We start from the raw sequence: 12866 nt of genomic DNA, 5'->3' as shown, positions 1-12866 counted from the left end.
TCTATCCCGCGCCCGTCTTGCGCTCAATCCTCGAGTGCGATCCAGATTTCGACCGTGCCGAGGCCGGTGTGCTCGTTGAAGTCGGGCCCATAATACTCGATGAAGCTCCACGGCCCGCGCTTCTTGCGGTAGCCGGAGGTCGGCAGCCACTGGGCAAAGATCGCTTCGATGGTCGAGCGGATGGTGGTGATGTGGCCGCGATGTGCGAGGCGGGCGTAGCGCTGGGCCGGCACGGTGACCAGCGTGAACTCGCGCGGTAGCTCGGCGGTCTCGCGCACCTCCATGGCAGCCATGTACTCGCACTCGCCGGTTTCGCTGAAATAGCGCCCGGAGAGGCCGTAATAGACGCCCGGGATTTCGCCGGGAACGTTGCCGACATAGGGGCCGAAGCGCTGCCACTGCCCCGGGATCCCGGCATCGGCGTTGGCGGCGTAGCGTGCCAGCAGCCCCGCGACGCGGATCGGGCCGCGGTCCTCGATGCGCGGGGCGCATAGGTCTACCGGCACGTCGGGATCGATGCGCAGCGGCTCGAGCAAAGGCAGATCGTCTAGCCGCCGGCGGCGTCGCACCTCTTCCGGCGTCAGGCCGGTCAACGTGCGGAAGGCACGGGTGAAGGCCTCGTGCGAGCCGTAACCGGCGTCGAGCGCGACGCCAAGGATATCGGGGGCGCCGCCGGCCAGCGCCTTTGCCGCCTCGGTGAGTCGGCGGCCGCGCAGATAGGCGGAGATCGAGTAGCCGGTGGCCTCGGGGAAGATGCGCGACAGGTGGTAGCGCGACACGCCCGCATGCACGGCCATTTCCTCGAGCGTCAGCGGCATGCCGAAGCGCGATTCGATGATCCAGAGGGTCTTGGCGACGGCGGACATGGGCTCACCCTATGCCCGCCCAGATATAGCAGACTTGATCGCGGTTGCGGTCAATCCCCGCGTTCGCGGGGACGGGCTTGCTGCCTGAAGATGCTAGCGCTTGCCGACCATGGCGAAGAAGCGATCCTGCTCGTTGCGGTCCTCGGCGAACACGCCGGTAAAACGCTGTGTGATGGTGAGTGCGCCGTGGGCCCGCACGCCGCGCATCGACATGCACATGTGTTCGGCTTCGATCATCACCGCGGCGCCGCGGGGGTTGAGGTGCTCGTTGATGGCGTCGATGATCTGCGCCGTCATGTTCTCCTGCACCTGCAGGCGACGGGCATAGACCTCGACCAGGCGGGCAAGCTTGGACAGCCCGACGACGCCGTCATGCGGCAGGTAGGCGATGTGCACCTTGCCGAAGAACGGCACCATGTGGTGCTCGCAGTGCGACGAGAACGGGATATCGCGCACCAGCACGACATCATCGTAGCCGCCGACTTCCTTGAAAGTGGTCTGCAGGACTTCCCCGGCATCCTGCTGGTAGCCGCCGAAAAACTCGCCATAGGCGCCGGTGACCCGGTGCGGCGTGTCGAGCAGGCCCTCGCGGGTGGGATCGTCGCCGGCCCAGGCGATCAGCGTGCGAACCGCCGCTTCCGCCTGTTCGCGGCTGGGACGGGTGACTTCAGGGACGAGCTTGACGTGCTGCGGCTTGGCGCTGGCGTCCATCTTTGTTTCCTCGGTCAATAGCAGGCGACAGACGCAATACGTCGCCCCACGGTTCCCGGTACGGTGTCAGTGACGATGGACGCCGCTGACTTGTTGCATCTCCATCACTATATAGGTTGGCAACGACAGCGGCCAAGAAACAGTTTCGCGAAAAAGATGGAACTCAGCGATCTTTATTCGGACCGGATCCTCGAACTCGCCGGCAATCAGCCAAGGCCAGGGCGGCTCGCCGATCCCGATGCCAGCGCCCGCAAGGTGAGCCGGGTCTGCGGCTCGACCATCGAAGTGGATATCAAGGTCGCCGACGGAGTGATCACCGGCTACGGCCATGACATCCAGGCCTGTGCGCTCGGACAGACCTCGGCCGCCGTGGTGGCGACCCATGTGGTGGGCACGCCGGTCGGCGAGTTCCGAAGGGTGCGCGATGAGATGACCGCCATGCTCAAGGCCGATGGCCCGCCGCCATCCGGCGAGAAATGGGCCGATCTCAGATATCTCGAGCCGGTACGCGAGTACCGCCCGCGCCACACCTCGACGCTCCTGGTGTTCGACGCGGTGTGCGAGGCGCTGGACAAGCTCGAGGCTCCGCAGGTCACGGCTGCGGGCTGATGCAGCGCATCGCGCAGGTGTTCTGGAGCGTCGTCGACTGGCCGTTCAAGCTCGTCTCGTACGTGCTGATCCAGGGCTATCGCTACTCGCTGTCGATGTTCATGGGCCGCACCTGCCGGCACGCTCCGAGTTGCTCGGAATTCACCCGCGACGCCATCTGGCGTCACGGCTTCTGGCCCGGCGGCTGGATGGGCCTGGCGCGGATCGTCCGGTGTCGGCCGGGCGGCACGCATGGCTACGATCCGGTGCCGGAGGCGGTACCATCCGACGCGCGTTGGTATGTGCCCTGGACGTACGGGCGCTGGAAATAGCGCAGCACGGATCGTTTTTCGTCGTCCGCCGTTGTTGCTGGTGAGCCGGAATGTTCTGGCTGGCTGGATACTTATCGGGAAGGAAGACGTGAGATGGCTTTCGACGGCGTGGGTTGGCTTGCCGCCATCATCATCGGCGGCATAGCGGGTTGGCTCGCTGGGCGGTTCATGAACAACAGCAGCGGCGTGGTGATGAACATCATCCTGGGCATCGTCGGCGCGATCGTCGCCAGCCTGGTGTTCGGGTTATTGGGCATCTCGTTCGGCGGCTGGTTCGGTTACCTGATTGCCGGCGTTATCGGCGCCTGCATCCTTATTGCCATCGGCAGAGCGGTATCGAGCCGGCGAACCTAGCGCTTCGCCGCCTCGGCCCTGTCGGACGGATTGCATCGCCCGGAGCCCGCGCGCTCCGGGCGAACTCGTGCGTCGGCTTGGCGTAGCCCCGCGACACATGCTAGACACCCCGCCTTGCCGGCACTTCCGCCGGCAATTTCCATTGGAGATGAAAATGATCAAGGTGACGTTCCCCGACGGTGCAGTACGCGACTATGCGCGTGGCACCACCGGGACCACCGTGGTCGAGGGCATCTCCCCCAGCCTCGCCAAGAAGACGGTCGCCATGAAGTGGAACGGGGTTCTCAGCGACCTGTCCGATCCGCTCGAAGAAGATGGCAAGATCGAGTTCGTGATGCGCGATAGCTCCGACGGGCTCGGGCTGATCCGCCATGACGCGGCGCACGTGCTTGCCGAGGCAGTGCAGGAGCTGTGGCCCGAGACGCAGGTCACCATCGGTCCGGTGATCGAGAACGGCTTCTACTACGACTTCAAGCGTGACACGCCGTTCAGCGAGGATGACTTCGCCACCATCGAAAAGAAGATGGCCGAGATCATCGCGCGCGGCGCCGCCTTCACCAAGGAGGTCTGGTCCCGCGACGAGGCCAAGCGCGTGTTCGCCGCCAAGGGCGAGAACTTCAAGGTCGAGCTGGTCGACGCCATTCCGGCCGACCAGATGATCAAGATCTACAAGCAGGGCCAGTGGTTCGACCTCTGCCGCGGCCCTCATATGCGCTCGACCAAGGACATCGGCACGGCGTTCAAGCTGACCAAGGTGGCCGGCGCCTACTGGCGTGGCGACAGCAACAATCCGGTGTTGAGCCGCATCTATGGGACGGCCTTCGCCAGCCAGAAGGAACTCGACGAGTACCTGCACATGATCGAGGAAGCCGAGAAGCGGGACCACCGCCGCATCGGCAAGGATCTCGACCTGTTCCATCTGCAGGAGGAAGCCCAGGGGTCGGTGTTCTGGCACCCCAAGGGCTATGTCCTCTACAACCAGATGGAGGCTTATATCCGCCGCCGGGTGAACGCCAACGGCTACAACGAGGTGAAAACCCCGCAGCTGATGTCGTCCAAGTTCTGGGAAGCCTCCGGCCACTGGGGCAAGTACCGCGAGAACATGTTCGTCGTGCCCGACGAGGTGCCCGGCACCGAGGAGACGGGTCCGGTGCTCTCGGGCAAGGCAGAACTGATGGCGCTCAAGCCGATGAACTGCCCGGCCCATATCCAGATCTTCAACCAGGGGATCAAGAGCTACCGCGACCTGCCGATCCGCATGGCCGAGTTCGGCTGCTGCCACCGTAACGAAGCGCACGGCGCGCTGCACGGGCTGCTGCGCGTGCGGCAGATGACGCAGGACGACGCCCACATCTTCTGCACCGAGGAGCAGATCCAGGCCGAGACCGAGCGTTTCGTGCACCTGTTGTACTCGGTGTACGAGCACATGGGTTTTGAGAACGTCGTCATCAAGCTCGCGACGCGGCCGGAAAAGTTCGGCGGCACCATCGAGCGCTGGGACGCGGCGGAGAAGGCGCTGGGCGATGCGCTCAAGGCCACCGGCTACGACTTCGTCATCGCCGAGGGCGAGGGCGCCTTCTATGCGCCCAAGCTCGAGTTCCACCTGAAGGACGCCATCGGGCGCTCCTGGCAGGTGGGGACGCTGCAGCTCGACTATGTGCTGCCGGAGCGACTCGGGGCGATGTATGTCGCCGAAGACGGAACCAAGAAGTACGCCGTGATGCTGCACCGCGCGATCCTCGGCTCGCTCGAGCGCTTCATCGGCATGATGATCGAGCACTATGCCGGCAAGATGCCGATGTGGCTGGCCCCCACCCAGGTGGTGGTCGCGACCATCGTCTCGGAAGCCGACGACTATGCCCAGAAACTGGTCGACCGGCTGAAGGCGGGCGGCATTCGGGCCGAGCTCGACGCACGCAACGAGAAGATCAACTACAAGGTGCGCGAGCACTCGGTGCAGAAAGTTCCGCTGATGTTCGTGGTCGGCAAGCGCGAGGCGGAGGAGGGAACCGTATCGGTTCGCCGCCTCGGCACCGAAGGCCAGAAGGTGATCGCTGCCACCGACGCGATCGTCGAGCTGATGGCGGAAGCCGTGCCACCGGACCTCAAGCAGCAGGCTGCATAGCATGACACGAAAGGGGCCGCAGCGATGCGGCCCCTTTCATCTGGGACGTCAGAGCTTGACCGGCACTTCATAGTCGCAGTTGTCGGCGACAAGGATCGTCTCGCCGGGCTTCAGCGTGGCCAGCATGCTCTCGATCACGTAGTTGCAGTCCTTTTCGGACTGGAACAGCGAGCCCTGGTCGAGCTGCTCGCAGTAGCCGCCCGGACGCTTGTAGACCTCGGGGGCATCGGGAGCGCAGAGCGGATTGGTGCTCGAGTCGGCAAGCACCGGAGTGGCAGCGGGGAATGCTGCCGAGGTAGCGAGCAGCAGGGCAACGGCAAGAATCTTCTTCAAGTTCTCTCTCCTGAACGGATTTGCCAGCGGACTGGCAGGAGGCGGGCAAGTCGTCCGCCGATGTGGAGAGGCTTAGTGAGACCGGCGTGAATTGAAGCCGAACCCGGCATTCAACTTCGGTTCAGAATCATAATACGACTTATGACTTTTTGACTGGACTCGAGACAAGCGAAAAGGGCCCTTCCAGACGGACGGGCCCTTGATCTTGTCGCGCTTTCGAACGGGAGAAATCTGCAACCGTTCCTGAAAGCGCTCTATGCGGCAGCGATCTGGATAGTGATCTTGCAGGCATCGCGGGCGGGCTGCGCCGGCGCGGTGCGGCAGAGCAGTCGGGCGGGTTCGTCGCCGACGCTGCGGTAGGCGAACCAGGCTTTGGCGGGGATACGGACGAACGATCCGGCGCCGACATAGCCGGCCGCGCCATTGACCATCAGTTCCAGCATGCCCTCCTGCACCACGAGCACCGTCTCGGCCGCGTCGTGTTGATGCGGGCCAATCTGTGCCTGCGGCGGCAGCGTGTGCGACTGCGCCTGATACTGGAAACCGGCACCGCAGGGATTGGCGACGTGAACGACGCGATCACCGGCGATGAAGAATGCATGCCTCGACATAGCGAGTCCCCCCAAGGGACATGTGTCCGAAACGTGCTGCCACTACTAAGATAGGGCAGATGAATGGCATTTGAATAGGCGGAAAGAAGAAGCGGCCGCTGAGCCGCTCCTCCAGAGTGTTCAGGCTGCCGCAAGCGGCAGCATCGGCGGCTCGTTGCAGTACTCGGCGATGAGCACTGGCTTGGCCGAAGCGCCGAGGACGAAGCTGGTCGGAACATATGGCGCGCAGCCGTCTTCAAGTTCGATCAACGACTTGTTCTGGGTGATAGTGTCGCAGTAGCCGCCCGGGCGCTTGTAGCCTTCCGGGGCGTCGGGACCACACAGCGGGCTCTTGCTGGCGTCGAAGGCGAACGACGGGGTGGCGACCGGGAAGGCAACAATGGATGCAGCCAGCAGAGCCAGCGCGAAAGTCTTCTGCATTCTATTCTCCTGTCAGACGAGCATTCCACCCAAGGGCGGAACGTGAAGCGGAGCATGTCGTCCGCTTCGATGGCCGGTCTGATAGGAGGCAGGCTTTGAACGGATTCCGAACCTGTGGTTCAGGCGGGGTTCAGCGAATGACCGGGTCGCGGAACTGCACTCCGAGCTCCTTGACGGAGCGCCAGATGACGATGCAGGCCTGTGGGCGAACCTTCTCGACCACGAGGTCGAAGGTGCGTGGAATGCGGGTGACGGATGCCACCTCGAGCTTGGCGCCGGTCTCGGACAGGTTGCGGATGATGCAACGGATCCGGGTGCGGCCGCCATCGAAGACGATCGTCGCCTCGATCATGGTGTTGCGACGCGGCGAAAGCCGTTTCTCGAGACGGATATCCAAGCTCAAACCCCCAAAGCCCAGGCGGGACAATGCCGATGCGGTGTTGGAGAAATACTTACGGAATGGATAAAGTTGCGCTGCGACTTGCCTATTGCATTCCGGCCAGCTGCAGCCCTTGCAGATAGCGCGCCAGCAATGACGGATACATGAAGCGCAGTCCATCGCCGATCGAGGCGAGGCTGACATCCGGGTGTGCGCGCTGGAAACGCTCCAGTGCGTCGCGGGCCGCCGCCAGGTCGCCTTGATGTGCAAAGTACACTGCGAGATCGCGATGCGGCCAGGTGAGGCCGGGGCGCTCCGACATGGCGCGCTGCGCCCAGTCGATCGCCTGCTGCGGCCGGCCGGCGGCGAAATTGGCGAGCCCCATTCCCAGGTGCACGTTGAAGGCGAACGGATCCATCGGCGAGAGCCGCGCTGAGCGCTCGAAGGCCGCGAGGCCTTCCTCGGGGTTGCCGAGATAGACGTGGCCCCAGCCGCGGCGCATCCAGGCCCAGGCGTGGTTCGGGTCCAGCTCCAGTGCCCGATCGGCGAAAGTCGCCGCCTGCCGCACGTCGCCGCCGAGCATCATCATGGCGGAGGCGAGAGCCGTCAGCGCGGTTGGATCGTCAGCGACGTGCTGCGAGGCCGTTTCGACCAGGGCACCGGCGGTGCGGCGCTCGGCGGCGAAATCGGCTGTCCAGTTATAGGCGACCTGCTGGCCGTGCGCCCAGGCCGCCAGCGCGGCGGCAAGGCCGTAGTGCGGTTCGAGTGCCAGGGCCCGGGTCAGCAGGGCAATGGCCTCACGGTTGTCGTCGGGGCTGTGCGACCAGAGGTGGGGCAGGGAGCGCATCACCAGGTCATAGGCGGCAAGCGTCTCCGGCCGCTTCTTGCGCGCCCGCTCGACCTCGGCGCGACGAATGGAGGGTTGCATGGCGCTGGCAACTTCCGCGGCCATGCGATCCTGCAGGTCGAACAGGTCGGCGACGGCGCCGTCGACCTTGTTGGACCAGATGTGGCTGCCCGCCTCGGTCTCGACCAGCTGCGCCGTGATGCGGACTCGCTCGCCGACACGGCGCACCGAGCCTTCGACGACGTAGCGCACGCCGAGATCACGACCGATCTGGCGGATGTCGACGCCGGCGCGGCCCTTGTAGGTGAAGGCCGAGTTGCGGGCGATGACGAAGAAGTCCTTCACCCGGCTGAGCGTCGCGGTGATTTCCTCGACCACGGCGTCGGCGAAATAGCTTTGATCGGCCTCGCCCGAGAGGTTGTCGAACGGCAGGACGACCACCGAAGGCCGGTTGCTCGGCGGCGGCGGCGGGGGCGACTCGGGTTGTTGCGGGCGCGTCAGGCCGGAGGGATGCCAGGCGTAGATGCGGACGGTCTTGGAGATGTTCTTGAGCTCGGTCGGGCCCATGTCGACGAACGGCAACTCGATGGTGCCGTCGAGATACTGGTACATCCACTTGGTGATGCACATGCCGCCGGCGGGCGAGTGGCCCTGGACGCGCACCGCGAGATTGATGCCCGAGCCGTAGAGGTCGTTGCCAGCCACCAGCACGTCGGCGAGCACGATGCCGGCGCGCACCTGGAACATCTCGCCGCCGGGGGCATGGATCTTGCGCTCATGGATCTGCCGCTGCAGGTCGGCGGTCCATTGCACGGCGGCGACGACGCTGTTGAACTCGGCCAAGAGGCCATCGCCCATGGTCTTGAAGACCTTGCCGCCGGCGGCGCCGATGGTGCGCGAGATCAGCCGATCGTAGACCCGCTGCACGAGGCGCAGGGTTTGACGTTCACTGCGCTCGACAAGGCGGGAATATCCCACGATGTCCAGCGATACGATCGGGACCAATCGGCGGTCGGGTTGAGCCATGCTGTATGCTTCTGCTGCAAGCTCTCGCTCTATAGCACTGTGAAATGTAACGGAGATAGCGGGCGTGCGTTCTGCTTCAGAACAATTCGCGCATGGCAGTCTTGCTCAGGGCCAGACGTTCGCACTCTGCCCGCGTCAGGCAGCGGGTTGGCAGGCCGCGGCGCGATCGAGCAAAAGGATGCGCTCGCGCTCGTTGCGGGTGAGCCCTGCGGCACGTTCGAACTCCAGTCGGGCCTCCGCCAGCCGGCCGAGCTTGACCAGGAAGTCGCCGCGGACGCTGGGCAGCAGGTGGTAGCTCCTGAGCGCCAGGTCATCGGCAATGGTGTCGAGGATGGCGAGGCCGGCGGCGGGGCCGAAGGCCATGCTGTGGGCGACGGCGCGGTTGAGCTCGATCACCGGGCTCGGGGTCATCTCGGCCAGCATGTCGTAGAGCGCCGCAATACGCCGCCAGTCGGTCTCGTCCGCTTTGCGGGCACGGGCGTGGCAGGCGGCGATGGCGGCCTGCAGCACGTAGGGGCCGGCGCCGACCAGGCTCTCGGCCTTGTCGAGGGCGGCTAGGCCGCGGCGGATCAGCATCTGGTCCCACAAGGCGCGGTTCTGCTCGAGCAGCAGCACGGGCTCGCCATTGGCCCCGGTACGGGCGCGGAGGCGGGACGCCTGAATCTCCATCAGCGCGACGAGGCCATGGACCTCGGCGTCGTCGGGCGCGAGGCTGGCGAGGATGCGACCAAGCCGCATCGCCTCCTCGCAGAGCTGCGGGCGGGTCCAGTCGTCGCCGGCTGTGGCCGAATAGCCCTCGTTGAAGATCAGGTAGAGCACCTCGAGCACCGAGGCCATGCGCCCGGTGCGCTCCTCGGCCCTCGGGACCTCGAACGGCATGCCGGCCTCGGCGAGGCTCTTTTTGGCGCGCACGATACGCTGGGCGATGGTCGGCTCGGCGGCGAGAAAGGCGCGGGCGATCTCGTCGGTGGTGAGCCCGCCGAGGAGGCGCAGCGTCAGGGCCACGCGTGCTTCGGGCGAGAGCACCGGGTGGCAGGAGGTGAAGATCAGCTTGAGCAGGTCGTCGCCGACATCGTCGTCTAGTGGGGTGTCGAGATCGGGCGCAGTGGATTCGATCTCGCGGAGGTCGTAGCCGAGCTCGTCGAGCTTGCGCGCCGCCATCTTGTTGCGCCGGAAATAGTCGATGGCGCGGCGCTTAGCGGTCTGCATCAGCCAGGCGCCCGGGTTGCGCGGCACGCCGCTCTCCGGCCAGTGATTGAGCGCAACGATCAGCGAATCCTGCGCCAGTTCCTCGGCGAGGCCGACGTCGCGCACGATTCGGGTCAAACCAGCGATCAGCTTGGCCTGCTCGATGCGGAACACCGCCTCGATGGCGCGATGGGTTTCTCTTTCGGTCATGGCGGCGGATCAGACCAAATCCGATCCGCCGGAGCAAGGTGCTCATCCCCGGGGTGAGCCACTTGCTCATCCCGGGGTGAGCCACTTGCTCATCCCGGGGTGAGCCACTTGCTCATCCCCGACCGGCGCACGGCGCTTACTCAGGGCTGCGAAGCGCTGCGGGCCGCGTCCTTGCTGGCCATGGCTTCGGTGTAGGCCTCGCCGAAATCCTCTTCGGTGAAGAGCTGGCGGATCTCGATTTCGACATTGCCGTGGCCGTCGAGCCTGGGCCAGGTCTTGACCCACTCGATCGCCGCCTCGCGCGACGGCACTTCGATCAGGGTGTAGCCGGCGATCAGTTCCTTGGCCTCGGCGAAGGGGCCGTCGATAACGGTGGGCCTGCCGTTGTTGAACTTCACCTTGGCGCCGCGGGAGCTCGGCATCAGACCGGAGCCGGCGATGACGATGCCGGCCTTGGCCGCGTCCTCGTGGAACTGCGTCATATCGGCGATGAGGTCCGCCCCCGGCATCACTCCGGCCTCGGTCTCGGCGTCTGCCTTGCGGATGATCATGAACTTCATGTCGATATCCTCGTTCAGTTGGTGATGGGCTTCTGGGTGGCGTCGCGCCACGCCTGTTCCTTGGCGACGGCTTCTTGCGGCACGATCTCGGCGAAGTCGGCAGCCTCGAAGACGCGGCGGAGCTCGATGGTTTCACCATCCTCGAAGGGGATCCGCTTGACCCATTCGACGGCCTCGTCGCGCGATTTGACGCTGATGACCCAGAACCCAGCGATCAATTCCTTGGTCTCGGCAAAGGGACCGTCCTTGACCACGAGCGTACCGCTTTCCGAAGTGACGCGGGCGCCCTGGCTCGAGGGATGCAGGCCCTCGGCGGCCAGCAGCACGCCGGCGTTGATGAGCGCCTCGTTGAAGCGGCCCATCGCCTCGAAGCTCTCGGGCGGCGGCATGATGCCGGCTTCGCTGTCGGTGGTGGCTTTGACGATGATCATGAAGCGCATCTTCGGTCTCCTGGTGTCGGCGGACGTCGCGTTGGAAGGGCGCGAGTTCATCCTGCTGCATTGGCACGACGAGCGACCGATCGGGAGATCGACACGGGTTGTGAAGATTCTTCGAGATGGCCTCAATAGACCGCGGTGAGGACCTCGATCTCCTTGGCCGCGCCGGGCTGGACCTGGAACTCGCGGTTGTAGACCTGGTCGCCGCGCTTGGCGAAGACCAGGTAGTCGCCTTCACCCAGCACGGTCGAGGGGAAGGCGCCGATATTGGAGAAAACGGTCTGGCCGTCAGCGGTCTTTACCGTCCAATCGATATCGGCGATGGCCTCGCCGCCGGCCTCGCTGACCAGCTTGAACGAGATCTGCGCGGCGCGATGGTAGAGCGTGGCGTCGGTCAGTTGACCGGGCTCGACGCGGAGATCGGCGCGCACCACGGCATTCACGTCGCCGAAATACGAGACGATGTGATAGGTGCCGGCGTTGAGGGTGACGATGTCGTTAGGGCTGAGGTTCTGCGCCACCAGCGTCCGATCGGCCTCGGTGCTGCCGCTGGTATAGATATCGAAGCGGAGCAGGTTGATCGGGATCGCCACATCGCCCGTCACCGCTGCGTTGAGGCGCATGGCGCCGGCATCGAGGATCAGGGATTTCGAGTTCTGCCCCTCGGCGACGGTGAGCGTGTCGGTGGTCTGGGCCCGGCCATAGGCGACGTGCACGACATAGCTACCGGGCGGCAGTTCGAGGTGGGCGGTGGCATCGTCGGATTTCTGCGCCAGCACCAGGTCGCCCGAGGCATCGGTGCGGGTCTCGAAGACGCGCCAGGTGACGCCGTCGGGCAGCGAATTTCCGTCCTCGGTGATCTTGGCCATCAGCGTCACAGGTTGCGGCGTGGTGTCGGCCACCACCGCTTCGGCAGCGGCGGCAGCCGGCCCCGGATCGACGGCAGGGGTGTCCGCCGCCTCGGTGCTTGCCACCTCGGAGGGGGTGTTGGCCAGTTGCTCGACGGCTTGCTGTGGCATGCGGTCGGCACGACGGGGCAGGGGAACCGGCGGATCCTCGGCGATCGCCAGCATCGGCGCGAGCATCGCCGCGATCCCGAGAATGCCGAGCCAATACCTGAGCTTCACCTACGACCTCGCAAACGACGCCCCGCAGCGCCTCGCTTCAAAATGCCTCGCGTGCCTACGCTTGGATTGGGGAAAAGCTGTGTCATAAGGGCCGGACGCTCGCAAGGACCAGACCATGCCCATCAACGCTGCAGTGCGCGACTACCTCAAAACCCGCCGTTCCGTCGGTATCGGCTTCCTCAAGGATCCCGGCCCGACACCGGACGAGCTGCGTGAGATTCTGACCATCGGCACGCGCGTTCCCGACCACGGCAAGTTCGTGCCGTGGCGGCTGATTCTGATCGAGGGCGACGACCGCATCAAAGCCGGCGAGAAGCTTGCCGAGATCGCCAAGCGCAAGCGTCCCGAGCTCGACGAGGCTGGGCTCGATATCGAACGGCGACAGTTCCTGCCGGCTCCGGTGACCATCGGCGTGCTGCTGTCGCCCAAGCCCAACCCCAAGGCGCCGGAGATGGAGCAGCTGCTGTCGGCCGGCAATGTCTGCTTCAACCTCTCGCACGCAGCCTTTGCCATGGGCTTTGCCGCCAGCTGGACCAACCGCTGGTATGGTTTCGACACCGAGGCGCAGACCATGCTCGGGGCGCGCGGCGGCGAGCGTTTTGTCGGTTTCATCCATATCGGCACCCCGACCACGGTGATCGAAGACCGCGACCGGCCGAACCTCGATGAAGTGGTGACGAGGTGGCAGGGCTAACCATTCGTTAACCAGTCGCGGGCGATTGGTTAACCGAACGTTAGCAACGGACCCTTCG

The 12866-nt window shown here is 65.1% G+C and carries 16 protein-coding genes; 5 read left to right on the top strand and 11 right to left on the bottom strand.

What is annotated here, in order from left to right:
• Window positions 1-23 precede the first annotated feature (23 nt).
• The gene (locus AC1ROK_RS13075; RefSeq protein ID WP_492847510.1) at window positions 24-866 is read right to left on the bottom strand and encodes an AraC family transcriptional regulator; all 843 of its coding nucleotides are present in this window, start codon (window positions 864-866) and stop codon (window positions 24-26) included.
• A gap of 93 nt (window positions 867-959) precedes the next feature.
• Window positions 960-1577, bottom strand: coding sequence for a GTP cyclohydrolase I FolE (gene folE / locus AC1ROK_RS13070; protein ID WP_492847508.1), 618 nt, complete (start codon window positions 1575-1577; stop codon window positions 960-962).
• A 156-nt stretch (window positions 1578-1733) separates the two neighbouring features.
• Here folE and AC1ROK_RS13065 point away from each other — a divergent pair, with 156 nt between their 5' ends.
• From AC1ROK_RS13065 to thrS, 4 genes are all read left to right on the top strand, one after another.
• On the top strand, window positions 1734-2186 hold the full coding sequence (locus AC1ROK_RS13065; RefSeq protein WP_492847506.1) for an iron-sulfur cluster assembly scaffold protein: 453 nt from the start codon (window positions 1734-1736) through the stop codon (window positions 2184-2186).
• Window positions 2186-2497, top strand: coding sequence for a membrane protein insertion efficiency factor YidD (yidD, locus tag AC1ROK_RS13060; RefSeq protein WP_492847505.1), 312 nt, complete (start codon window positions 2186-2188; stop codon window positions 2495-2497). The genes AC1ROK_RS13065 and yidD overlap by 1 nt, the downstream gene beginning before the upstream one ends.
• Window positions 2498-2590: 93 nt before the next feature.
• On the top strand, window positions 2591-2851 hold the full coding sequence (locus tag AC1ROK_RS13055; protein WP_055881997.1) for a GlsB/YeaQ/YmgE family stress response membrane protein: 261 nt from the start codon (window positions 2591-2593) through the stop codon (window positions 2849-2851).
• 154 nt (window positions 2852-3005) lie between these two features.
• Entirely contained in the window at window positions 3006-4976 is a 1971-nt protein-coding gene (gene thrS, locus AC1ROK_RS13050) for a threonine--tRNA ligase (protein WP_492847503.1), read from the top strand.
• A 48-nt stretch (window positions 4977-5024) separates the two neighbouring features.
• Here the strand turns inward: thrS and AC1ROK_RS13045 are convergent, their stop codons facing one another.
• The 9 genes from AC1ROK_RS13045 to AC1ROK_RS13005 all read right to left on the bottom strand — a co-directional run bounded on the left by AC1ROK_RS13045 (window position 5025) and on the right by AC1ROK_RS13005 (window position 12114).
• On the bottom strand, window positions 5025-5309 hold the full coding sequence (locus AC1ROK_RS13045) for a hypothetical protein (protein WP_492847501.1): 285 nt from the start codon (window positions 5307-5309) through the stop codon (window positions 5025-5027).
• A gap of 254 nt (window positions 5310-5563) precedes the next feature.
• Window positions 5564-5920: a cupin domain-containing protein gene (locus tag AC1ROK_RS13040; protein ID WP_492847500.1), complete on the bottom strand. Its 357-nt coding sequence runs from the start codon at window positions 5918-5920 to the stop codon at window positions 5564-5566.
• A gap of 120 nt (window positions 5921-6040) precedes the next feature.
• A complete protein-coding gene (locus AC1ROK_RS13035) occupies window positions 6041-6340 on the bottom strand; it encodes a hypothetical protein (RefSeq protein WP_492847498.1) in 300 nt (99 codons plus the stop codon).
• Between the two features lie 130 nt (window positions 6341-6470).
• Window positions 6471-6737 (bottom strand): PilZ domain-containing protein, encoded by a 267-nt coding sequence (locus AC1ROK_RS13030; RefSeq protein WP_492847496.1) that lies wholly within the window; start codon window positions 6735-6737, stop codon window positions 6471-6473.
• An 88-nt stretch (window positions 6738-6825) separates the two neighbouring features.
• Complete coding sequence (locus AC1ROK_RS13025; RefSeq protein WP_492847494.1) at window positions 6826-8592, bottom strand: tetratricopeptide repeat protein; 1767 nt, start codon at window positions 8590-8592, stop codon at window positions 6826-6828.
• Window positions 8593-8727: 135 nt separating this feature from the next.
• Window positions 8728-9990: an RNA polymerase sigma factor gene (locus AC1ROK_RS13020; protein WP_492847492.1), complete on the bottom strand. Its 1263-nt coding sequence runs from the start codon at window positions 9988-9990 to the stop codon at window positions 8728-8730.
• A gap of 140 nt (window positions 9991-10130) precedes the next feature.
• The gene (locus tag AC1ROK_RS13015) at window positions 10131-10550 is read right to left on the bottom strand and encodes a YciI family protein (protein ID WP_492847490.1); all 420 of its coding nucleotides are present in this window, start codon (window positions 10548-10550) and stop codon (window positions 10131-10133) included.
• 14 nt (window positions 10551-10564) lie between these two features.
• A complete protein-coding gene (locus tag AC1ROK_RS13010) occupies window positions 10565-10990 on the bottom strand; it encodes a YciI family protein (RefSeq protein ID WP_492847488.1) in 426 nt (141 codons plus the stop codon).
• Between the two features lie 122 nt (window positions 10991-11112).
• Entirely contained in the window at window positions 11113-12114 is a 1002-nt protein-coding gene (locus AC1ROK_RS13005) for an RgsD C-terminal domain-containing protein (RefSeq protein ID WP_492847486.1), read from the bottom strand.
• 115 nt (window positions 12115-12229) lie between these two features.
• Between AC1ROK_RS13005 and AC1ROK_RS13000 the strand changes: the two genes are divergently transcribed.
• Window positions 12230-12808: a nitroreductase family protein gene (locus AC1ROK_RS13000; protein WP_492847484.1), complete on the top strand. Its 579-nt coding sequence runs from the start codon at window positions 12230-12232 to the stop codon at window positions 12806-12808.
• The last annotated feature ends 58 nt before the right edge of the window (window positions 12809-12866 follow it).

Source organism: Devosia sp. GW821-FHT12F11 (assembly GCF_058806655.1).
The sequence above is the reverse complement of the archived record's forward strand: the minus strand, read 5'-3'. Positions and strand labels throughout refer to the sequence as shown.

Coding starts and splice junctions, on each gene's coding strand:
- AC1ROK_RS13075 (WP_492847510.1), bottom strand. CDS start 866: ATGTCCGCCGTCGCCAAGACCCTCTGGATCATCGAATCGCGCTTCGGC.
- AC1ROK_RS13025 (WP_492847494.1), bottom strand. CDS start 8,592: ATGGCTCAACCCGACCGCCGATTGGTCCCGATCGTATCGCTGGACATC.
- AC1ROK_RS13020 (WP_492847492.1), bottom strand. CDS start 9,990: ATGACCGAAAGAGAAACCCATCGCGCCATCGAGGCGGTGTTCCGCATC.
- AC1ROK_RS13055 (WP_055881997.1), top strand. CDS start 2,591: ATGGCTTTCGACGGCGTGGGTTGGCTTGCCGCCATCATCATCGGCGGC.
- yidD (WP_492847505.1), top strand. CDS start 2,186: ATGCAGCGCATCGCGCAGGTGTTCTGGAGCGTCGTCGACTGGCCGTTC.
- AC1ROK_RS13065 (WP_492847506.1), top strand. CDS start 1,734: ATGGAACTCAGCGATCTTTATTCGGACCGGATCCTCGAACTCGCCGGC.
- folE (WP_492847508.1), bottom strand. CDS start 1,577: ATGGACGCCAGCGCCAAGCCGCAGCACGTCAAGCTCGTCCCTGAAGTC.
- AC1ROK_RS13015 (WP_492847490.1), bottom strand. CDS start 10,550: ATGAAGTTCATGATCATCCGCAAGGCAGACGCCGAGACCGAGGCCGGA.
- thrS (WP_492847503.1), top strand. CDS start 3,006: ATGATCAAGGTGACGTTCCCCGACGGTGCAGTACGCGACTATGCGCGT.
- AC1ROK_RS13035 (WP_492847498.1), bottom strand. CDS start 6,340: ATGCAGAAGACTTTCGCGCTGGCTCTGCTGGCTGCATCCATTGTTGCC.
- AC1ROK_RS13000 (WP_492847484.1), top strand. CDS start 12,230: ATGCCCATCAACGCTGCAGTGCGCGACTACCTCAAAACCCGCCGTTCC.
- AC1ROK_RS13010 (WP_492847488.1), bottom strand. CDS start 10,990: ATGCGCTTCATGATCATCGTCAAAGCCACCACCGACAGCGAAGCCGGC.
- AC1ROK_RS13040 (WP_492847500.1), bottom strand. CDS start 5,920: ATGTCGAGGCATGCATTCTTCATCGCCGGTGATCGCGTCGTTCACGTC.